Here is a 20,266-nt window from a genome sequence, read left to right as displayed (position 1 = left end):
TTGATGAAGGAGCAGGTCATTCTCTCGTCTTCGATACGCGGCTGGTGCCGCTACTCAGTCCGAACGGCAGGCGTGTGATTTCGCGATGTCAGTCCAAGCGGTCGTGGCTTGCATGATTCTTCGTGCAGCAAAGCGGTGGCGTCTGTTGTGACATGCGGGCGCTGCCGCTCCTTCTTCTCTCCAACTCTGCCCCGTCGGGAGTCAACATGTTTTCTCTATCCGAATTCGGCGCCATCTTCGCCATGCAGGGCTTCAATGGCCTCTCGGTGTTTTGCGTGCTGCTGCTCATGGCGCTGGGCCTGGCTATCATCTTCGGGCAGATGGGGGTGATCAACATGGCCCACGGTGAATTCCTCACCATCGGTGCCTACATCACCTACCTGCTGTCGCACCTGACCACCACCTATGCACCGGCCCTGCAGCCGTTCTATTTCTTCGCGGCCATCGTGCTGTCCTTTGCGGTGGCGTATGGCGTGGGCTACCTGACCGAGCTGCTGCTCATCAGCCGCCTCTACAAGCGTCCGCTCGATACGCTGCTGGCGACCTGGGGCCTGTCGCTGGCGATGCAGCAGACCTTCCGTTCCATCTTCGGCGCCAAGGAAGTCAGCGCCACCTTGCCGGACTGGCTGATGGGTTCCTTCAAACCTACCGACGCCATCGACATCCCGTTGAACGGTCTCTTCATGATGGGCCTGACGGTCTTGCTGACCGGTGCCATCTTCGTGCTGCTGTTCCGTTCGCGTTGGGGCTTGCAGGTACGTGCCACGATGCAGAACCGGGTCATGAGCGGGGCGGTGGGCATCAATACCCGCAAGGTGGACCGTACCACTTTCGCGCTGGGTTGCGGTGTGGCCGGCGTGGCCGGTGCGGCCTTCACCACCATCGGTTCCACCGGCCCGACCAGCGGATCGCTCTACATCGTCGATACCTTCCTGGTGGTGGTCTTCGGTGGCGCGCAAAGCCTGATCGGCACCATCGCCTCGGCCTTCTCGATTGCCCAGACCCAATCCACGGCGGAGTTCTTCCTGACCGGTTCCATGGCCAAGGTGCTTACCTTGTCGGCGGTGATCGTGATCCTGATGCTGCGTCCGCAAGGGCTGTTCTCGGTGAAGGTGCGCAAGTGATGGCCGCTTCCTACAGATCAAACAATACGTGCGAGGTCCGATGATGAATGCAGCCTATGAAAAACTGTTGGGCGGGCGCTCCGGTGCGCTCGGCCTGCTGGTGATGGCGGCGCTGCTGCTGGTGGTGTTTCCGCTGACGCTGGACATGTTCCGCCTCAATCTGGTGGGCAAGTACCTGTCCTATGCCTTCGTCGCCGTGGGTCTGGTGCTGTGCTGGGGTTACGGCGGCATCCTGAGCCTGGGGCAGGGCGTGTTCTTCGGCCTGGGTGGCTATTGCATGGCGATGTTCCTCAAGCTCGAAGCCTCTGATCCCATCAGCACCAAGATCCAGTCCACGCCCGGCATTCCCGACTTCATGGACTGGAACCAGCTCACCGCCTTGCCGGCCATGTGGGAGCCGTTCCACAGTTTTACTTTCACGATCCTTGCGGTGCTGGTGGTGCCGACCCTGCTGGCCATGCTGATCGGGCTGGCGATGTTCAAGCGGCGCGTGGGCGACGTGTATTTCTCCATCGTCACGCAGGCCATCGCCGCGATCCTGTCCATCCTCATCATCGGGCAGCAGGGCCTGACCGGCGGTGTGAACGGCATCACTGACCTGAAGACCCTGATGGGCTGGGATATCCGCACCGACCACGCCAAGCTGGTCTTGTACTTCGTCAATGCCGGTCTGCTGTTTGGCTGCATCCTGTTCGGCCGCTATGTGCTGGGTTCCAAGCTGGGCCGGTTGCTGGTGGCCATGCGCGACAAGGAAGAACGGGTGCGCTTCTCGGGCTATGACGTGGCCAGCTTCAAGGTCTTCGTCTTCTGCGCGGCGGCCATGTTCTCGGCCATCGGCGGGGCCATGTTCACGCTGCAGGTGGGTTTCATGTCGCCGTCCTTCGTGGGGATCGTGCCGTCCATCGAAATGGTGATCTTTGCTGCAGTGGGTGGCCGCATGTCGCTCTTGGGTGCGGTGTATGGAACGCTGCTGGTGAACTTCGGCAAGACGTATTTCTCGGAAACCTTCCCCGAACTGTGGCTGTTCCTGATGGGCGGTCTCTTCATCGCAGTGGTGATGTATTTCCCCAATGGCCTGGCCGGTCTCTGGCAGACCCAGGGCAAGCGCCTGATGGCCAGGATGCGCGGTGAATCCCCACCGGCCGCGCCCGTTGTTGCGCAAGCCGCCAAGCCGGCGTCCCGACCATCCACCCCTGAACCCAAGCGCGATGGCGTCGAGCCCGGCGCGACCCTGGAGGCCAGCAAATGAGCGAGAACCCCATCGGTTTCGAATCGGATGCCCACCCGGTCCTGGCCATCGAAGACCTGACCGTCTCGTTCGACGGATTCAAGGCGGTCGACAAGCTCAATCTCTACGTGCAGCGCAATGAGGTGCGCGTGGTGATCGGTCCCAACGGTGCGGGCAAGACCACGGTGCTGGATCTGATCTGCGGCAAGACCCGCGCCACCTCCGGCAGCATCAAGTTCAACAACCACGAACTGACCAGGATGAGCGAGCACGCCATCGTGCGGGTCGGGGTAGGGCGCAAGTTCCAGACGCCCTCCATCTACGAAAACCTCTCCGTGTTCGAGAACCTGGAGATGTCTTTCCCGCGCGGCCGCAAGGTGTTCGGCGCACTGACCTTCAAGCGTTCGCCGGATGTGGTGGCGCGTGTGGAAGCGGTGGCCGCCGAAATTTTCCTGGACGAACAACTGCATACGCAAGCCGACCTGCTCTCGCACGGCCAGAAGCAGTGGCTGGAAATCGGCATGTTGCTGATGCAGGAGCCTGAGCTGCTGATGCTGGATGAACCGGTGGCCGGCATGAGCGTGTCCGAACGCGAAAAGACCGCCGAGCTGCTGGGCCGCATCAGCCAGGGCCGTTCGGTGGTGGTGATCGAGCACGACATGGATTTCGTCAAGAGCATCGCGCACAAGGTCACCGTGCTGCACCAGGGAAAAATCCTGGCCGAAGGCAGCATGGAGAAGGTGCAGTCCGATCCCAAGGTGATCGATGTCTATCTCGGTCACTGAACGCCCATCACCCTCGGAGCCTGCCATGTTCAAAGTCTCGCAACTCGCTTCCGGCTACGGCCAGAGCAAGGTCATCCACGACGTCGATCTGTCGGTGGCCAAGGAAGAAATCGTCGCCGTCATGGGCCGCAACGGCATGGGCAAGACCACGCTGTTCAAGACCCTGATGGGCATCCTGCCGCTGCGCGGCGGCAGCATCAGCATCGATGGCGTGGAACTCGGTGGTCTGGAAAGCCACCAGCGCGTCGAGCGCGGCGTGGCCTACGTGCCGCAGGGACGCATGATCTTCTCGCACATGACGGTGCTGGAAAACATCCAGACCGGCCTGCCCGCCTCGGCCAGGGGCAAGGTGCCCGATGAACTGTATTCGCTGTTCCCGGTGCTCTACGACATGCGCACCCGCAAGGGCGGCAATCTCTCCGGCGGCCAGCAGCAGCAACTGGCCATTGCGCGCGCGCTGGCGACCAATCCGCGGGTGCTGCTGCTGGATGAGCCGACCGAAGGCATCCAGCCTTCCATCATCAAGGACATCGCCAGGAGCCTGAAGGAAATCCGCAAGATCCGCGCGCTCACCATCGTAGTGTCGGAGCAGGTGCTGAGCTTCACGCTGGAGATTGCCGATCGCTTCCTGGTCATCGACAAGGGCCGCTTCGTCTATGAAGACACGCGCGAGAACGTCGATGCGCCCACCATCAGCAAGTACCTGTCGGTCTGATCTGACCGTCTTTTCAGAGGAGCAAGCCCATGCGACATGGAGACATTTCAAGTAGCCGCGACGCCGTAGGCGTGGCCGTGGTGAACTACAAGATGCCGCGCCTGCATACACGCGGCGAGGTGCTGGAGAACGCACGCAAGATCGCCGCCATGCTGGTCGGCATGAAGCAGGGACTGCCGGGACTGGACCTGGTGGTGTTCCCGGAGTATTCCACCCACGGCATCATGTATGACCGTGAAGAGATGTTCGAGACCGCCGCCACCATCCCCGGTGACGAGACCGCCATCTTTTCCGAAGCCTGCCGCATTGCGGGTGTGTGGGGCGTGTTTTCGCTGACCGGCGAGCGCCATGAAGAGCATCCGCGCAAGGTGCCTTACAACACGCTCATCCTCATCAACGACCAGGGCGAGATCGTGCAGAAGTATCGCAAGATCATGCCGTGGACGCCCATCGAGGGCTGGTATCCGGGCGATACCACCTATGTCTGCGACGGTCCCAAGGGTCTGAAGATCAGCCTCATCATCTGCGATGACGGCAACTATCCCGAGATCTGGCGTGATTGCGCCATGAAGGGCGCGGAACTGGTGGTGCGCTGCCAGGGCTACATGTATCCGGCCAAGGAACAGCAGATCATGGTCTCCAAGGCCATGGCCTGGATGAACAACCTGTATGTGGCCGTGGCCAATGCCTCCGGGTTCGATGGCGTCTATTCCTACTTCGGCCATTCGGCCATCGTCGGCTTCGACGGCCGCACGCTGGGCGAATGCGGCACCGAGGAAATGGGCATCCAGTATGCCGAGCTGTCGGTCTCGGCCATCCGCGATGCGCGCCGCAACTGGCAGTCGCAGAACCATCTCTACAAGTTGCTGCATCGCGGCTACACCGGCAGGATCAATTCGGGCGAATCGCCGGCGGGCGTGGCCGAGTGTCCTTTCGACTTCTATCGCACCTGGGTCAATGACCCGCAGGCTGCGCGCGCCCAGGTAGAGGCATTGACGCGCAACAGTGCCGGTACGCCCGAATGCCCGATGCCGGGGATTCCCATCGAGCCGGCAGCCTGAGGCCCAGGGCGCAAGGCCTCATCACATACCCACCACCAAGGAGATCGCATGCAACACTTCAAGATCAAGCCCGGCGTCCCGCTGGCAGAGCAGGCTGAACTGGGCCACAACCGCTGGCATCCGGACCTGCCGTTCCTGGCTTCCGTCAAGCCGGGCGAATCCATCCTGATCGAGTCGCTTGACTTCCTCGATGCGCAGATCCAGGACACCGATGACGTCTCCGACGTCAAGAACGTCGACCTGACCCGCGCCCATCCGCTGACCGGTCCCTTCCACGTCGAAGGCGCCGAGCCGGGCGACCTGCTGGTGATCGACCTGCTCGATATCAAGCCGGTGACCCCGGTCGGTTTTTCCGGCGTCTTTGCCAAGGAAAACGGTGGCGGCTTCCTGGCTGATTACTTCCCCGAGGCCGACAAGGCCATCTGGGACCTGAAGGGCTTGTATGCCACCTCGCGCCACATCCCAGGCGTGCGCATCGCCGGCCTGACCCACCCGGGTCTGATGGGTTGCCTGCCCTCGCATGACCTGCTGGCCGAGTGGAACCGCCGCGAAGCGCCGCTGGCCGCCAAGGGCCTGGCGCAGCCGCCCAACCCCAGCACTGCGGTGCTGCGCGGATTGACCGGTGCCAAGTTCGACGAGATGGCCAAGGTCGCCGCCCGCACCGTGCCGCCGCGCGAGCATGGCGGCAATACCGACATCAAGGATCTGTCGGCGGGCACCCGCATCTTTTTCCCGGTGTATGTGAAGGGGGCGGGTTTCTCGATGGGCGACCTGCACTTCTCGCAGGGCGATGGCGAGATCGGTTTCTGCGGCGCCATCGAGATGGATGGCGTGAGTCACGTCGGCTTCGACCTCATCAAGGGCGGCATGGCCAAGTACAACATCACCTCGCCCATCTTCATGCCCAGCATCGTCAAGCCGCATTACGAGCAGTGGCTGACCTTCGAGGGCATCAGTGTGGAAAACGGCGTGAACTACTACCTCGATGCCACCGTGGCCTATCGCCAGGCCTGCCTGAAGGCCATCGATTACCTGACCCACTTCGGCTACACCGGCAGCCAGGCCTACATGCTGCTGACCGCCGCACCGGTGGAAGGGCGCATCGGCGGCATCGTCGATATTCCCAACTGCGCTTGCACGGTGGCTTTGCCGACCTCGATCTTCGATCAGGACATCACGCCCAAGGGCATGCTCAATGACAAGTCCTACTGGGGACGCAAGGCCCAGGGCTGATCGCAGTTCGTAGTGACGTGTGTGTTGCCGGCCGGGCGCAGGCCTGGCCGGCTTTTTTGTCGCAGATTCTTGAGGAGGACAACATGCCTTTGTACGACATCCGCTGCAGCCATTGCGAAGGCATCTTCGAACGGCTCATTCCCCTGCAGGGCCTGCACGGGCAGACCACCTGTCCTTACTGCAAGCAGGAGACCGCGGCTTCGCCCATGCCCACGGGCGGTCATGTGGGCTTGCAGGTCAAGTATCGCTGGCAGCCGCGCAACGGCGCCGAGCAACTGGCCGGGCAGGGCGCGACCGGACCGGGAACGCATGCGGGGGCTGGTCGCAGCAGCGTGCTGCACAACTGCAAGGGACATAGTTGCAGCATTTGCGCGACCTGATGCACGAGGGGCAGGATCAGCTGAAAAGGTACAGGCCCAGGACCAGCAATCCCACGCTGGTCAGCAAGCCGAACAGCGCCACCAGATCGGCATCCTGGGCCTGCTGGCGCCAGTGGCCGGCGCGCAGCGGCAGCCAGCGGGGATAGCGGCCCAGCGTGAGCAGCTTGAGCAGGCCGCAGCCGATGACGTAGAAAACAGCATTGAATGCCAGATAGCGCAGGAAGCCCAGCACCAGGTTGATGAAAGTCTCCATCCGTTCTCCTTATTCGAGCATCGCATCGAGGCCGGCCGCCAGCTCTCCCAGCGAGGGCATGGCGCGGCCGGCCTTGTCCGGATCGTGCTTGACCAGCAGCGGCATCCAGGCCGGGTCCACACTCAGTTTCTTGCCGAGCGCGGCGGGATAGCTGGCGCGCGCTGTCTCATCATCCAGCGACAGCACGGTCACGCGCGCAGCCCAGGCGCCCAGATGCACCCAGGCGGCGGCGCGATCCAGCCGTCCGGCGGCCAGTGGATCAGGCACGCAGCGCAAGGCGCTCACCAGCGTATCCGGGAAGTGCCAGAGGCTGGCCAGCTCTGCCGAGACATCGGCATGGTGAAAGCCCCAGGCTGCTTTCTCGCGCTCGGCGCGATCGGCGTCCAGGACATTGCTCTGCTTGTCCAGCGGCGCTACGGCGGCCGCGGCGACGGCATGCAACTGCAACTGACCAATCCCATGCATCATGCCGACCGTGAAGATGGCATCGCCATTGTCTTCACCGGTGCTGCCTGCGTGCATGGCCAGCCAGCGCGCCGCTGCAGCAGAGTAGAGGGTGTGCCGCCAGAACTGGTGCAGGTCCATGCCAGGGGTGTTCTTGAAGGCGGCCACCATGCCATTGCCCAGCACCAGGTTGCGCACCATGATGAAGCCCAGCATGCGCAGCGCATCGTCGACCGTACCGATGGTACGGGAGACGTGAAAGAAAGCCGAGTTCGCCAGCCGCAGCACCTTGGCGGTCAGTGCCGGGTCGGCGGCGATCTGTTGGGCGATCTCGTGCGAGGAGACATCCTCGGCATTGAAACTGGCGATCAGTTGCTGGACCACCTTGGGAACGGTCGGCAATTTGCCGGGCTGGTCTACCAGGCTTTTCAGCTCCATGGACATTCCTCCGTGCAATGTTTGTGTTGCATGTCAAGGCCAATACCGCGAATTGCGGCTTCATTGTCGCAGAGATCGGCCGATTTGCCGCCCTCTTTGTCCGTATCATGAGGCTATCCCTTGCTCTGGAGTGCAGTCATGATGAACCGCAAGAAACCGGTAGCGGCCCCACCTGCGCATCAAGCCGAACCGGCCCGGGCCACGACCCCTTTCGGGGATGTGCCCGCATATCTGCAGGACTGCGTGCAGCGCAGTTTCCTCTTCCTGGACACGCTGCTCGACCGTGGCAACGACTACCTGGAACATCTGGAGCAAGGCACGCCGCCCCTGCTAAAGTTTGAGCATGAAGTGGTGCTGGATGGTCACGACCTGCCGCAACCCTGCAACTACGCCCTGTTGCGCCTGCAGCCACCGCCGGGCCTGCCGGTCGATCCGGGAGCGCGGCCGGTGGTGGTGGTCGATCCGCGCGCCGGGCACGGGCCGGGCATCGGCGGGTTCAAGTTCGACTCGGAAGTGGGCATGGCGATGAAGGCCGGCCACACCGTCTATTTCGTCACATTCCGCCCCGAGCCCGAGGACGGGCAGACGCTGGTGACGGTCATGGATGCCGAGGCGAGCTTCCTGGAAGAAGTGATCCGCCGCCATCCGCAATGCCCGGCCAAGCCGGTGGTGATCGGCAACTGCCAGGCCGGCTGGGCCATGATGACGCTGGATGCGGTGCGCCCCGAGCTGTTCGGTCCGCTGATGATGGTGGGTGCGCCGGCCTCCTACTGGGCCGGCAGTTCCACGCTCAATCCGATGCGCTACAGCGGTGCCACCCTGGGCGGCACCTGGCTGGCCTCGCTGGCGGCCGACCTGGGGGCGGACCGTTTCGACGGTGCCTATCTGGTGGAAAATTTCGAGAAACTCAATCCGGCCAATACCTTCTGGAGCAAGTACTACAACCTGTGGTCCGGGGTCGATCAGGAGGCGCCGCGTTTTCTAGAGTTCGAACGCTGGTGGGGCGGCTTCTTTCGCATGACCGGGGCCGAGATCGAGGCCATCACCGAGAACCTGTTCGTGGGCAACAAGCTGGCGCGTGGGGAGCTGGAGGTCAAGGGCAGGGCGGTGAACCTGCGCGACATCACCGCGCCCATCGTGGTGTTCGCCTCCTGGGGCGACAACATCACGCCGCCGCCGCAGGCGCTGAACTGGATCATCGATGTATGGGGCGACGAGCGCGCCATCGCAGCGGCCGGCCGCACCATCATCTATGTGCTGCACGAGAGCGTGGGGCACCTGGGCATCTTCGTGGGCGGTTCGGTGGCCCTGAAGGAGCATGACCAGCTGGTCAGTTCGCTGGACGTGATCGAGAGCCTGCCGCCCGGCCTCTACGAGATGAAGCTGGAGCGCAAGGATGGCCGTGCGACCCAGCGCTGGGATGCGCTGGAGCCGGGCGACTACACGGTGCACTACCAGCACCGCACCATGGAAGACCTGCGCAAGCTCAATCCGGAAGGCCGCGAGGAAGAGCAGATTTTCTCGACCATCAGCCAGTGGTCGCAGATCAATGCGCAGTGGTACAAGACCTGGATACGGCCCTGGGTGCGCATGGCCGCCACCCGCGAGAGCGCCAATGCCCTGATGCGCCTGAATCCCCTGCGTATGCAGCGGCAACTGTTCTCGGATACGCATCCGGCAGCGGCCTTCATCCGCCAGCAGGCGGCCAGTGCGCGCGCGCATCGGGTGCAGCTCGATCCCGAGCATCCGCTGAAGCAATACGAGCGCCGCATGGCGCAGAAGATCACTGACGAACTCAATGCCTGGCGCGACCGGCGCGACGCCCGCACGGTGCGCATGACGCGCCAGCTGTTCGGCCCCACCGGCCTGGGCGCCTGGCTGCCGCCGCGCGAGCCGGATGCCGAGCTGGCGCAGCGCTGGGCGCAGCAGGAGCTGGGGCGGTACCGCGACATCGTGATCGATCAGATTGCCGAGGGTGGCTTTGCCGAGGCGGTGTGCCGCATCGTCATCGCCGGCATGGTGTCCATCGGTGCATTCGAACGGCGCAGCCTGCGCCTGGCACGCTTGCTGGCGCAACTGCCGAACATGCATGCGAGTGTGTCCAGGCAGACCAACTGGGTGCAACTGTTGAAGGAGCAGGCGCGCATTACCGCCGTGGCGCCGGTGGAGGCGCTCAATGCGCTGGGCCAGATGCTGCCCGACGCCGCCAGCCGCGAGCGTGCGCTGGCCCTGGCGGCAGCGGTGATGATGATCGAACCGACGCTGGCCAATCCGCGCTCGGAGATCATCGAACTGCTCATCGGCACGCTCGATGTGAATCCCGATCGCGTGATTGCACTGGCCCGCAAGCTCACCACGGCCATCGGCGAAGACGGCGATGCGCCGGCGCCGGTGGAGACGACTGCGCGCAAGCGTGCGCCTGGCAAAGCCACCACGGTGGCCAGGTCATCGCCGGCTCCGAAGAAAACCACGGCCTCCGCCAAGCCTGCCAAGGCCCGCACCCGGCGCGCCTGAGTTCTGGTGGTTCAAGGCGAGGTCAGCGCCCCGGCAGGCGGCCTCTTGGTCAACGACCGGGAAGCCGCTTCAGATTGCCCTGCGGCCAGCGTTCAAGGACGCTCACCGATGGCCAGGCGAGCACGCACATGGGCAACGACCTCGGGCAGATTGGCCACCGAATCGATCACGTAGTGCGCCCCGGCCGCGCGCAGGCGGTGCTGGGCCTGCTCCTTCAGCCGGGCGACCTCTGTGGCGGGCAGTGCGTCCAGTTCTGCGCGGGTCAGGCCGACTTCATTGCCCGACAGCGTGACGCCCACGCTCCACATACCGGCGCGGATGCCTTCCTCGATGCCCGGTACCGTATCGTCGACCTTGATGCAGCCGGCCACGTCATCGATCTTCAGTGCCAGCATATTGGCCAGGGCCATGTAGGGACCAGGCCTGCCACCGGCTTGCAGCTCGTCGCCCGCGACCACGTGGTCCGCGCGGATGCCCTGGTCGGCCGCCATCGGCAGCAGCACATCCAGCACCTGGCGCGGATAGCCGGAGCAGGAACCGATCTTCAGGCCCTGCCCGCGCAGCCAGGCCAGTACCTGTGCGGCGCCCTCGATGGGTTGCGAATACTGGCCGACCTTGGCGATCTGCATCGGCATGAAATGGGCATAGATGGCGTCGACATCGGCATCCGTCGGCGCATGCCCGGTGCGTTGCCGCCATTGCAGCGCCAGCGCGGGATCGTCCAGCAGCAGGCGGATGTGCTGCCACTTGGACAGGCCCATGGGGCCGCGTGCCTGTGCCAGGCTGAGTTCGATGCCGAAACTCCGGAAGGCGTCCACGAAGATCTGCGTCGGCGCCAGCGAGCCGAAGTCGACCAGCGTGCCGGCCCAGTCGAAGATGACGGCTTGCAGGGTGCGGCCGTGGCCGGAGGCGGGGGACATGGATTCTCCTTGGAGGGATGGTGAAGGTGTGCGCTCGAGCAGGGCCAACGGCTGCGCCGCGACTGCCGCACGACTGGAGGTAGAGCTTAACGTCCCTTTATGACGTCCCTGTTATCGATATAATCCACGAAAGTCGATAAAGGTATTGATTGGATCTATAGATGACCCCTTCCCAATTGCGCGCCTTCCTGGCCGTCGCCCGTCATCGCGGCTTCTCGGCGGCCGCCCGGGCGCTGGGCGTGAGCCAGCCCACCCTGACCACGCAGGTGCAATCGCTGGAGCGCGAGCACAACGTGGAACTGTTCTTCCGCCGCGGGCGGCGAGTGGATCTGTCCGAGACCGCCCAGCGCCTGCTGCCGATTGCCCAGAACATCGCCGAACTGGAACTGGATGCCCTGAACCTGCTGGTCAATTCAGGTGCGCTGCACGTGGGCCATCTGCGCATCGGCGCGGTCGGCCCCTTCCACGTGATCGAGATGGTCGATGCCTATCGCGCCCGTTATCCTCAGGTGGAGCTGTCCATCAAGCTGGGTAATTCGGCGCAATCGCTGGCCGACCTCGCCAACTATGTGACCGACGTGGCCGTGCTGGCCAGTTTCACCGACGATGCGCGCTTTCATGCGCTGCCCTATGCCGATCATGCGGTGGTGCTGTTCGTCCATCGCAGCCATCCGTTCTACCAGCGCGATGCGGTGTCGCTGGCCGAACTGGATCAGCAGCCCATGCTCATGCGCGAGCAGGGCTCGACCACCCGCCTGGCGCTGGAAAAAGCCATGCAGCAGGCCGGCGTAAGCCCGCGTATCGTGATGGAAATCGGCAGTCGTGAAGCTTTGCGCGAGGCCGTGGCGCGGGGACTGGGCCTGGGCACGGTGTCGGAGGCCGAATTCATTCCGGATGAACGTTTCCGCATGGTGCGCATCGAGGGCGATCCGGTCAGTACCCACACCTATGTCTATTGCCTGGCCGAACGGCGTGAAGGCAGGCTGGTCGGTTCCTTCATGAAGATCGCCCAGCGCGCCTGAGGCGTGCGGCACTTTGGCTTATCATTACGGATTGTTCATCTCTGACCAGAAAGACCAACCGTGATCAAGCATATCGTGATGTGGAAACTGAAGGACCATGCAGAAGGCGCTGACAAGGCCACCAACCTGCGCAAGATGAAGGAACTGCTGGACAGCTGTGCCAACGTGGTCCCCGGCATCCTCAAGTTCGAAGCCGTGGTGGCCCAGCCGGGCCTGGAAGCCACCTACGACGTGGTGCTCTATTCCGAATTCGCCTCGCGCGAGGCGCTCGATGCCTACCAGGAGCATCCGGACCACGTGGCCATCAAGCCCTTCATCGGGGCCGTGCGCGAAGCGCGCCAGTGCATGGACTACGAAATCTGAGGCAGGCATGAGTCTGCCCATCACCGAAATCTTCCCGCAGGGCAATCCCTATCTGGAAGCGCTGGGCGTGCAGGTGCTGGAATACGGCAATGACCGCGCCGTCATGGCGCTCACGCTCAAGCCGGAATTCATGAACAGCTGGCACGTCGCCCAGGGCGGCATCAGCATGACCCTGCTGGACGTGGCCATGGGCTTGTCGGCCCGCTCTGGTGCGCCCGATGCCAAGTCCTCGGCCACCGTCGAGATGAGCACCAGCTTCCTGCAGCCGGCGGGCCATGCGGGCGAAACCATCATCGCGCGCGGCCATACCTATCATCGTTCTACCACCATGTGCTTTTGCCAGGCCGAACTGTTCAATGGCGAGCGCCTGGTGGCCAAGGCCATGGGCACCTTCAAACTGATCCGCCGCCTGGATATCTCGCGCAGGCTGGATCACGAATGAACGCTGGCCCTGGTCCTTTCCCTTCTCTGCAGGAATCGCCCACATGAAGATTATTACAGGCAGCTGGGAACAGCTGCGCGCCCAGGCCCAGCCGATCCGCTTCGAGGTGTTCGTCGACGAGCAGAAGGTGCCGGCCGAGATCGAACTCGACGACATGGACCCGCACTGTGTGCATGCAATCGCCTATGACGACGCGGGCCAGCCGCTGGCCACCGGCCGGCTGCTGCCCGATGGCCACATCGGCCGCATGGCGGTGCGCCAGGCCGGACGCGGCAAGGGCGTAGGCGGGGCGGTGCTGCAGGCGCTCATCGCAGCGGCCCGCGCGCGCGGCGATGCCGAGGTCATTCTCAATGCCCAGGTGCATGCCGAGGGCTTCTACCAGCGCTACGGCTTCGCCCGCGAGGGAGAAGAATTCATGGAAGCCGGTATCCCCCACATCACCATGCGCGCCCGTCTCTGAGCCGAGGTTCAGGCAGGCCGGGCAGGGCCATCTTCTTCCAGCCGGAAGTAGCACAGCTGCGCGCTCAGTTCGCGCGCCCGCTCGGCCATCGCTTCGGCGGTGCTGGCCAGTTCCTCTGAGGTGGCAGCATTGCGCTGGGTGGTTTCATTGAGCTTCGCCACGGCCGCGCCGATTTCCTGTACGCCTTCCTCCTGCATGTGCGCTGACAGCGTGATCTGGTTGATCTGCTGTGAAGCTTCGCGAATGCCCTGCAGGGTGCCTGCGGCCAGGCGCTGGCTGGTCTGTTCGGCCATCTCCACGCTTTGCTGCGCAATCACGCTGATTTCATGGGCGCTGCTCTGGCTGCGTTCGGCCAGCTTGCGGATTTCTGCCGCCACCACCGAAAAGCCGCGCCCGTGTTCTCCGGCGCGCGCTGCTTCGATGGCGGCATTCAACGCCAGCAGATTGGTCTGGTAGGCAATATCGTCGATCACGCCAACCTGGCGCGCGATGCCCCGCATGGCCACTACCGTGCTCTGCACTGCCGCGCCGCTCTGGTCGGCATCGGCCGCCGCCGTCAGGGCGATCTGGTCGGTGCGGCGCGCATGTTCGCCGGTCTGCTGGATGGCCAGGCTGATGTTGCTGATGGCGGTGTGGACTTCCTCGACGGCGGCCGCCTGTTCGCTGGAGGCGCCGGCCAGGTCTTGCGCCGTGTCATTGAGCTGGCGGGAGGAGGCGCCCAGCGCCTGGGTCGATTGGGTCACGTTGCGCATGATGTCGGTGAGCCGTTCGCGCATGCCGTGCATGGCATAGAGCAGGCTGGCGCGGTCGTTGCGGCGCAGTTTCACCGTGACGCCCAGGTTGCCCTCGGCGATCTGCTGCACGATGTGGGCGGCATAGTCAGGTTCGCCTCCCAACTGGCGGCGCAGGCTCAGGATGATCCAGAGCGCAATGGTGATGCCAATGGCCAGGGTCAGGCCGGCGATCTCGAGGTTGTGGCTGCGCAGTTGCCGGTAGTCGGCGCGCGCTTCTTCATAGGACGCGCGGGTAAAGCTTTCCTGCAGCTGGCCCAGCGCGGACAGCTGCGTGGCCAGGTCGGCCAGCTGGGTGGTCAGCGCTGTCCAGCGACGATTGGCCTGCAGGGGATCGCCACTGCGTATCAGTTCCACCACGTGCACGCGCTGGCTGAGGTAACGGTGCCAGCTTTCCTGGAAACGCAGCGCCGCCGTCTGTTCCTCGGGCATCATGCGCGTGGCCAGATAGGCTTGCCAGCCCTGTTCGAAGCTGGCATCCAGCGCCGGAATGCGTTCCAGGAAAGGCTTGATGCGCTCGTCTACGGTGCGCTCGTCGCCCGGTGCCGGTGCCACGTTGGCCAGCATCAGGGCCCGGCCCATGACGTCGCGGTTCAGGTAAAGAGCGTCGCGTACCCGGGCGATGTGGATCAGCGCCATGGTGTGGTCTTCATAGACGTGGCGCAGCTTGTCGTTGCTGGAAGCCATGCCCTGGATGTCGCGCCAGGCGAGCAGCAGCACGCTGCCGCACAGTACCGCCACCAGAATGGCCAGACGGGCGGTGACCGTCAGTTTTCGTTGCACAGTGTTTTCCTTATGAGTGCCGACCGGGTACGGAAAAAGAGGGTTCCGTTCAGTTCCGCACAGACTATAGCGAATATTGTTGCAATGCAGAATGAAGAATAAAGCAGTTTGCGCCCCTCTTTAGTGACGCTATGTGGTTTCCCACAATACCCGCCCCGAAGTGACTGCGAGATACTTGCGGCCGAACCGGGGAGGGGGAGTTCTCCCGGACAAACAATAAACACCCGCCAGAACGGACGGCGATCCGACCACGGCAGGCGGCAGGTCTCCACGGACCGGCCAGTAATCGATGTTTCAAGGAGAAAGCACTATGTCGGCGCAAAAACCGCCCCTTTACAAATCTTTGTATTTCCAGGTCCTGTGTGCCATCGTGATCGGTATCGCGCTGGGCCATTTCTACCCGTCCACGGGTGAAGCCATGAAGCCGCTGGGCGATGGCTTCGTCAAGTTGATCAAGATGATCATCGCCCCGGTGATCTTCTGTACCGTCGTCATCGGCATTGCCGGCATGGAAGACATGAAGAAGGTCGGCAAGACCGGCGGCCTGGCCCTGCTGTATTTCGAAATCGTCAGTACCGTGGCCCTCATCATCGGCCTGTTGCTGGTGAACTTCCTGCAACCGGGCGTGGGCATGAATGTCGATCCGGCTTCGCTGGATACCAAGAGCATCGCGGCCTACACCGCGCCCGGCAAGCTGGGTTCGGTCACCGACTTCGTGCTCAGCATCATCCCCAGCAGCATGTTCGATGCCTTTGCCAAGGGTGACGTGCTGCAGGTGCTGCTGGTGGCGGTGCTGTTCGGCTTCGCGCTGCACAAGTTCGGCGGCCGCGGCACGCTGGTGTTCGACTTCATCGAAAAGATCTCGCACGTGCTGTTCTCGGTGGTGGGCGCGATCATGAAGGTGGCCCCGATCGGTGCCTTCGGTGCGATGTCCTTCACCATCGGCAAGTACGGCGTCGGTTCGCTGTTCTCGCTGGCCAAGCTGATGGGCACCTTCTACCTGACCTGCCTGCTGTTCATCTTCGTGGTGCTGGGTATCATCACCCGCCTGCACGGCTTCTCGATCTGGAAGTTCGTCAAGTACATCAAGGAAGAACTGCTGATCGTGCTGGGTACCTCGTCTTCGGAATCGGTGCTGCCGCGCATGCTGGCCAAGATGGAAAACGCCGGTGCCAAGAAGACCGTGGTCGGTCTGGTGATCCCGACGGGCTACTCCTTCAACCTGGACGGCACCGCGATCTACCTGACGATGGCGGCCGTGTTCATTGCCCAGGCAACCAATACCCCCATGACCTTCGTGCAGGAACTGACGCTCTTGGGCGTGCTGCTGCTGACCTCCAAGGGCGCGGCCGGCATCACCGGTTCGGGCTTCATCGTGCTGGCGGCCACGCTGTCGGCGGTGGGCCACGTGCCGGTCGCCGGTCTGGCGCTGATCCTGGGTATCGACCGCTTCATGTCCGAAGCCCGTGCGCTGACCAATACCATCGGCAATGGCGTGGCGACCCTGGTGGTGGCCAAGTGGAGCGGCGAACTGGATAGTGAACGCCTGACCAAGGTCTTGAACAACGAGACCGTGGAAGACGCGCAAGCACCGGAAGCGATCCTGGATCGTACCGAAGCCAAGATGCATCATTAAGCCTGTGGCGGGCTGAGCCCGCCTATGAGCCCGCCTGTGAGGCTGCCATCGGCCCCATCCTCGCGTCGTGTTCGGCGTGGCGGTGGGGCCGATGGCTTTATGGCCGTACCGCCTGCATCAGGAACTCCACAAACGCCCGCACCCGCGCCGACAGGTGGCGATTGTGCGGATAGAGGATGGAAAAGCGCCGGGTGCGATAGCCGGCCGACTGCAGCACTTCCACCAGCTCTCCACGCTGCACCGCGGCCTGGGCGATGAAGTGATAGATCTGGAACAGCCCCCCGCCCGCAATGGCCCAGTTGACGCAGCCCAATACATCGTCATGGATGCGTTGCCGGCTCTGGAAATGAAAATCCATGTCGCGTCCCTGTCCGTCCTTGAATATCCACGGCATCGCGCGCCCGGTGCTGGGCAGGATGAACTGGATGCAGTCATGTTCCTTCAGGGCTTGCACGCTCTCTGGCGTGCCGCGCCGGGCGAGATAGGAGGGCGCCGCAAAGACGCCCAGCGTGGCCTCTTCCAGCGTATGCGCGATCAGTCGCGAATCCCGCGGTACGCCCAGCCGGATCGCCAGGTCATAACCTTCTTCCACGAAGTCGATGACACGGTTGGCAATGCTCAATTCCACGTCGATCTGCGGATAGGCGGCCTGGAAACGCGGCAGCAGCGGCAGCAGCCGATAGTGCGCGTAGGGCGTGCCCACACTGATGCGCAGCGGGCCGCTCGGGACTTTCTGCTGCCCGGTCAGGATGCGTTCGGCTGCAGCGATCTGCTCCAGGGCCTGGCGGCATTGCTCGTGATACAGCTCGCCCTCGCGGGTGAGCCGGATCTGGCGCGTGGTGCGGGCAAACAGGCGCACGCCCAGGCGGGTTTCCAGGCGGCTGATGGAACGGCTCACCGAGGCCGGCGTCACGCCCAGCGCTTCGGCGGCGGCCGTGAAGCTGCCCAGTTCGGCGGCCTTGCAGAAGAGTTCGATGCTGCCTAGCTGGACGGGATCAAAGCTGCGCATTTGTTCAATGAGGTAATGAATGAATTGATGGGAAGGCAGTTTATCTTCATCGGAGACAGGAATAAAGTGGCGAGCATCCTGGCAACGCCGCTTTGCTGCAGATGCCATCCTCCCCTTATGAAGAAAGGAACACCATGAAGAAACCCAACATCCTGATGATCGTGACCTCCAGCAGCCGCATGGGCGAGACCGACAAACCCACCGGCCTGTGGGCCGAAGAACTGGCCGCCCCGTATTACGCCCTGGTCGACGCCGGCGCCTCGGTCGTCATTGCCTCCACCGCGGGCGGCAAGGCCCCCATCGATCCGGGCAGCGTCAAGCCCCAGGGCCAGAACGACGCCATCGTCGAACGCATGCTGGCCGATGCCGAGCTGCAGCAGCGCATCGCCGCAACCCGCGCCTTGGGCGAGATCGCGGTGGCGGACTTTGATGCGGTGTTCTTCCCCGGCGGTCACGGCACCATGTGGGACTTGCCGACCGATGCCAACGTCAAGGCCGTCGTTGAGAGCGCCTATGCCGCCGGCAAGTACATTGCTTCAGTCTGTCACGGTGCGGCTGGCCTGGTCTCGGCCGTGAAGGCCGATGGCAAGCCGATGGTGGCCGGCAAGCGTGTCAATTCCTTCACAGATGCCGAAGAGCGCGAAGTGGGGCTGGCCGACGTCGTGCCCTTCCTGCTGGAAAGCCGTCTGCGCGAGCTGGGTGGTGTTTTCGAAGGAACCGACAACTGGCAGATGTTCGCCATCCGCGACGGCCAGCTCATCACCGGCCAGAATCCGCAGTCTTCCGAACGTGTGGCCGCGATACTGCTGGAGGCGCTGGGACTGGGTGCCTGATCCTGGCTGCACCGGCATGACCGAAGGCCTGTCCTTGCTTAGGACAGGCCTTTATTTTTCTGTGCCAACGATGCCCTTGACGAACCAGCGCTGCGCCGCCACCACGAACACGGCGGGAATGACGATGGACACCAGGGCCGCGGCCATCAGCAGATTCCATTGCGGCATCTGACCGCTTTCGACCGGCAGGAAGCTGGCCATGGCCAGGGTGATGGTGCGCATCTGGTCATGGCTGGTGATGACCAGGGGCCACATGTAGTCTTTCCAGGTGCTGATGAAGACGATGGCGCCCAGCGCGGCGAAATTGGTCTTGGACAGCGGCAGCAGGATGTCGAGGTAGAAGCGCCACGGGCCGGTGCCATCGATGCGTGCAGCTTCCACCAGCTCGGGCGGGATGGTGCGGTAGAACTGCACGAACAGAAAGGTGCCGGTGGCGGAGGCGACCAGCGGCAGCGACAGACCCGCATAGGTATTGATCAGGCTGATCGAGGGCACTGCGTGGGCGCCGTCCGGTCCCAGCGCTTGCAGCAGGCTGCGCAGTGGGTCCAGCAGATCCGATGCGGCGGCATAGGTCGGTACGATGCGCACTTCCAGTGGCAGCAGCAGGGCGCAGAAAAGCAGGGCCAGGATCACACCGCGGCCGCGCGGGCGGAAGTAGGTGACGGCGAAGGCGGTGACCGACGACAGCAGCAGCTTGCCGGCCACGACCAGGCCGGCGACCAGCAGACTGTTGAAGAGATAACGCCACAGGTCGATACGCTGCGCCACGTCGTGCAGATTGGCCAGCAGCGCGGTGCCCGGCGTGGTCGGCATGCCCTGGCTGATCCACTGCTGGCTGGAGATGCTGGCCGCGCACAGGATCAGGTAGAGCGGGCCCAGGGCCAGCAGCAGGCCTGCTGCCAGCACGCAGTAGGCCAGGGCGGTCATGCGCGGGTGTCGTTCTACCATCGTCCTCCTCCCTGACGGAAAAAGCGCAGCTGCAACAGCGTCAGCGCGATGATGAACAGCATCAGGATCACCGACAGCGCCGAGGAGGCCGACAGATCCAGCCCGATGAATCCATCCGAATAAATCTGATAGGCCAGGATCGCGGTACTGCGGCCGGGGCCACCCTGGGTCAGGGCGTCCACCAGGCCGAAGCCGTGGGTAAAGGCTTCGATCACATTGATCACGCCGGCCATCAGCAAGGCCGGGGCGATCATCGGTAGCTGGATGTCAGCAAAGCGCCGCCACGGCCCGGCTCCATCGATGGCGGCCGCACCCATGAGGTCGGCCGGTATGCGCTGCAAGGCGGCGGAAAACAAGATGAAATTGAGCGGCACCTGGGTCCAGGCGAAGGCCACGATGAGCGCCAGCATGGCCTGCCCGCCAAACAGGTGCGGCGCCCACAGGCCCGGCCAGATCTGGTTGAGGAAGGCCAGGATGCCGGTGACCGGATTGATCAACACCTTGAGCACGATGCCCACCACCACCCCGGCCACGGCGTAGGGCCAGATGAAGATGCTGCGCAGCAGGCGCTTGGCGCGCACGTCCAGTTCCAGGCAGGCTGCCAGCGCCAGGGCGATGAATACGGCCAGCACGGTACTGCCGGCAGTAAAGACCAGGGTGGCCCGCAGCGAGGCATAGAAGCTGTCATCGGTGAGGATGCGCAGGTAATTGTCCAGCCCGACGAAGCGCGAGCCATTGCCGAAGGGGCGCACCAGATAAAAGGACCAGGCGATGGCCTTGACCGCCGGCCACAGGAAGAACAGGAACACGATCAGCATCTGCGGCGCGGCCAGCAGCAGCGGGAACCAGCGGGCAGGGAAGGCGGGGCGTGAGTCCATGGGCTG

General features: G+C 63.6%; 21 protein-coding genes. 14 read left to right on the top strand and 7 right to left on the bottom strand.

The genetic code is table 11. From position 1 onward, the window contains the following. Positions 1-206 precede the first annotated feature (206 nt). From urtB to AACH55_RS14135, 7 genes are all read left to right on the top strand, one after another. The gene (urtB, locus tag AACH55_RS14165) at positions 207-1,124 is read left to right on the top strand and encodes an urea ABC transporter permease subunit UrtB (RefSeq protein ID WP_338715207.1); all 918 of its coding nucleotides are present in this window, start codon (positions 207-209) and stop codon (positions 1,122-1,124) included. A 43-nt stretch (positions 1,125-1,167) separates the two neighbouring features. Then, positions 1,168-2,373 carry an urea ABC transporter permease subunit UrtC gene (urtC, locus tag AACH55_RS14160; RefSeq protein ID WP_338720300.1) on the top strand — a complete coding sequence of 402 codons (1,206 nt, stop codon included), beginning with the start codon at positions 1,168-1,170 and terminating at the stop codon, positions 2,371-2,373. Next, the gene (gene urtD / locus AACH55_RS14155) at positions 2,370-3,137 is read left to right on the top strand and encodes an urea ABC transporter ATP-binding protein UrtD (RefSeq protein WP_338715205.1); all 768 of its coding nucleotides are present in this window, start codon (positions 2,370-2,372) and stop codon (positions 3,135-3,137) included. Before urtC ends, urtD begins: the two co-directional genes overlap by 4 nt. A 25-nt stretch (positions 3,138-3,162) precedes the next feature. Further along, positions 3,163-3,852: an urea ABC transporter ATP-binding subunit UrtE gene (gene urtE, locus AACH55_RS14150; protein WP_338715203.1), complete on the top strand. Its 690-nt coding sequence runs from the start codon at positions 3,163-3,165 to the stop codon at positions 3,850-3,852. A gap of 29 nt (positions 3,853-3,881) precedes the next feature. Beyond that, complete coding sequence (locus AACH55_RS14145) at positions 3,882-4,913, top strand: aliphatic amidase (protein ID WP_338715202.1); 1,032 nt, start codon at positions 3,882-3,884, stop codon at positions 4,911-4,913. Between the two features lie 48 nt (positions 4,914-4,961). Then, positions 4,962-6,146 carry a formamidase gene (gene fmdA / locus AACH55_RS14140; RefSeq protein ID WP_338715201.1) on the top strand — a complete coding sequence of 395 codons (1,185 nt, stop codon included), beginning with the start codon at positions 4,962-4,964 and terminating at the stop codon, positions 6,144-6,146. Positions 6,147-6,229: 83 nt separating this feature from the next. Next, on the top strand, positions 6,230-6,526 hold the full coding sequence (locus AACH55_RS14135; protein ID WP_338715200.1) for an FmdB family zinc ribbon protein: 297 nt from the start codon (positions 6,230-6,232) through the stop codon (positions 6,524-6,526). A gap of 16 nt (positions 6,527-6,542) precedes the next feature. Here the strand turns inward: AACH55_RS14135 and AACH55_RS14130 are convergent, their stop codons facing one another. Beyond that, the gene (locus AACH55_RS14130; RefSeq protein ID WP_338715199.1) at positions 6,543-6,779 is read right to left on the bottom strand and encodes a hypothetical protein; all 237 of its coding nucleotides are present in this window, start codon (positions 6,777-6,779) and stop codon (positions 6,543-6,545) included. A 9-nt stretch (positions 6,780-6,788) separates the two neighbouring features. Continuing rightward, a complete protein-coding gene (locus AACH55_RS14125; protein ID WP_338715197.1) occupies positions 6,789-7,661 on the bottom strand; it encodes an HDOD domain-containing protein in 873 nt (290 codons plus the stop codon). A 138-nt stretch (positions 7,662-7,799) separates the two neighbouring features. Here AACH55_RS14125 and AACH55_RS14120 point away from each other — a divergent pair, with 138 nt between their 5' ends. Then, positions 7,800-10,175, top strand: a complete 2,376-nt coding sequence (locus AACH55_RS14120) for a DUF3141 domain-containing protein (RefSeq protein WP_338715196.1) — start codon at positions 7,800-7,802, stop codon at positions 10,173-10,175. 92 nt (positions 10,176-10,267) lie between these two features. Here the strand turns inward: AACH55_RS14120 and phnX are convergent, their stop codons facing one another. Continuing rightward, positions 10,268-11,095: a phosphonoacetaldehyde hydrolase gene (gene phnX, locus AACH55_RS14115; protein WP_338715195.1), complete on the bottom strand. Its 828-nt coding sequence runs from the start codon at positions 11,093-11,095 to the stop codon at positions 10,268-10,270. Between the two features lie 161 nt (positions 11,096-11,256). Between phnX and AACH55_RS14110 the strand changes: the two genes are divergently transcribed. From AACH55_RS14110 to AACH55_RS14095, 4 genes are read left to right on the top strand one after another with little or no spacing between them, the layout of a single operon-like run. Then, positions 11,257-12,117 (top strand): LysR substrate-binding domain-containing protein, encoded by an 861-nt coding sequence (locus AACH55_RS14110; RefSeq protein WP_338715194.1) that lies wholly within the window; start codon positions 11,257-11,259, stop codon positions 12,115-12,117. A gap of 60 nt (positions 12,118-12,177) precedes the next feature. Next, on the top strand, positions 12,178-12,480 hold the full coding sequence (locus AACH55_RS14105) for a Dabb family protein (protein ID WP_338715193.1): 303 nt from the start codon (positions 12,178-12,180) through the stop codon (positions 12,478-12,480). A gap of 7 nt (positions 12,481-12,487) precedes the next feature. Beyond that, positions 12,488-12,922, top strand: a complete 435-nt coding sequence (locus AACH55_RS14100; protein ID WP_338715192.1) for a PaaI family thioesterase — start codon at positions 12,488-12,490, stop codon at positions 12,920-12,922. Positions 12,923-12,965: 43 nt separating this feature from the next. Next, positions 12,966-13,382 (top strand): GNAT family N-acetyltransferase, encoded by a 417-nt coding sequence (locus tag AACH55_RS14095; protein ID WP_338715189.1) that lies wholly within the window; start codon positions 12,966-12,968, stop codon positions 13,380-13,382. Positions 13,383-13,390: 8 nt separating this feature from the next. Here the strand turns inward: AACH55_RS14095 and AACH55_RS14090 are convergent, their stop codons facing one another. Then, positions 13,391-14,956, bottom strand: a complete 1,566-nt coding sequence (locus AACH55_RS14090) for a methyl-accepting chemotaxis protein (RefSeq protein ID WP_338715186.1) — start codon at positions 14,954-14,956, stop codon at positions 13,391-13,393. Positions 14,957-15,266: 310 nt separating this feature from the next. Here AACH55_RS14090 and AACH55_RS14085 point away from each other — a divergent pair, with 310 nt between their 5' ends. Further along, complete coding sequence (locus AACH55_RS14085; protein ID WP_338715185.1) at positions 15,267-16,592, top strand: dicarboxylate/amino acid:cation symporter; 1,326 nt, start codon at positions 15,267-15,269, stop codon at positions 16,590-16,592. A 97-nt stretch (positions 16,593-16,689) separates the two neighbouring features. Here the strand turns inward: AACH55_RS14085 and AACH55_RS14080 are convergent, their stop codons facing one another. Further along, complete coding sequence (locus tag AACH55_RS14080; RefSeq protein ID WP_338715184.1) at positions 16,690-17,601, bottom strand: LysR substrate-binding domain-containing protein; 912 nt, start codon at positions 17,599-17,601, stop codon at positions 16,690-16,692. Positions 17,602-17,735: 134 nt separating this feature from the next. On the opposite strand from AACH55_RS14080, the gene AACH55_RS14075 reads away from it, so the two are divergent. Then, entirely contained in the window at positions 17,736-18,434 is a 699-nt protein-coding gene (locus tag AACH55_RS14075) for a type 1 glutamine amidotransferase domain-containing protein (RefSeq protein ID WP_338715183.1), read from the top strand. Positions 18,435-18,485: 51 nt separating this feature from the next. Here the strand turns inward: AACH55_RS14075 and AACH55_RS14070 are convergent, their stop codons facing one another. Both AACH55_RS14070 and AACH55_RS14065 read right to left on the bottom strand, forming a co-directional pair. Next, positions 18,486-19,382 (bottom strand): ABC transporter permease subunit, encoded by an 897-nt coding sequence (locus AACH55_RS14070; protein WP_338715181.1) that lies wholly within the window; start codon positions 19,380-19,382, stop codon positions 18,486-18,488. Further along, positions 19,376-20,260: a sugar ABC transporter permease gene (locus AACH55_RS14065; protein ID WP_338715180.1), complete on the bottom strand. Its 885-nt coding sequence runs from the start codon at positions 20,258-20,260 to the stop codon at positions 19,376-19,378. Before AACH55_RS14065 ends, AACH55_RS14070 begins: the two co-directional genes overlap by 7 nt. Between the last annotated feature and the right edge of the window lie 6 nt (positions 20,261-20,266).

The organism is Herbaspirillum sp. DW155 (assembly GCF_037076565.1).
GTDB lineage: Bacteria > Pseudomonadota > Gammaproteobacteria > Burkholderiales > Burkholderiaceae_D > Herbaspirillum.
The sequence above is the reverse complement of the archived record's forward strand: the minus strand, read 5'-3'. Positions and strand labels throughout refer to the sequence as shown.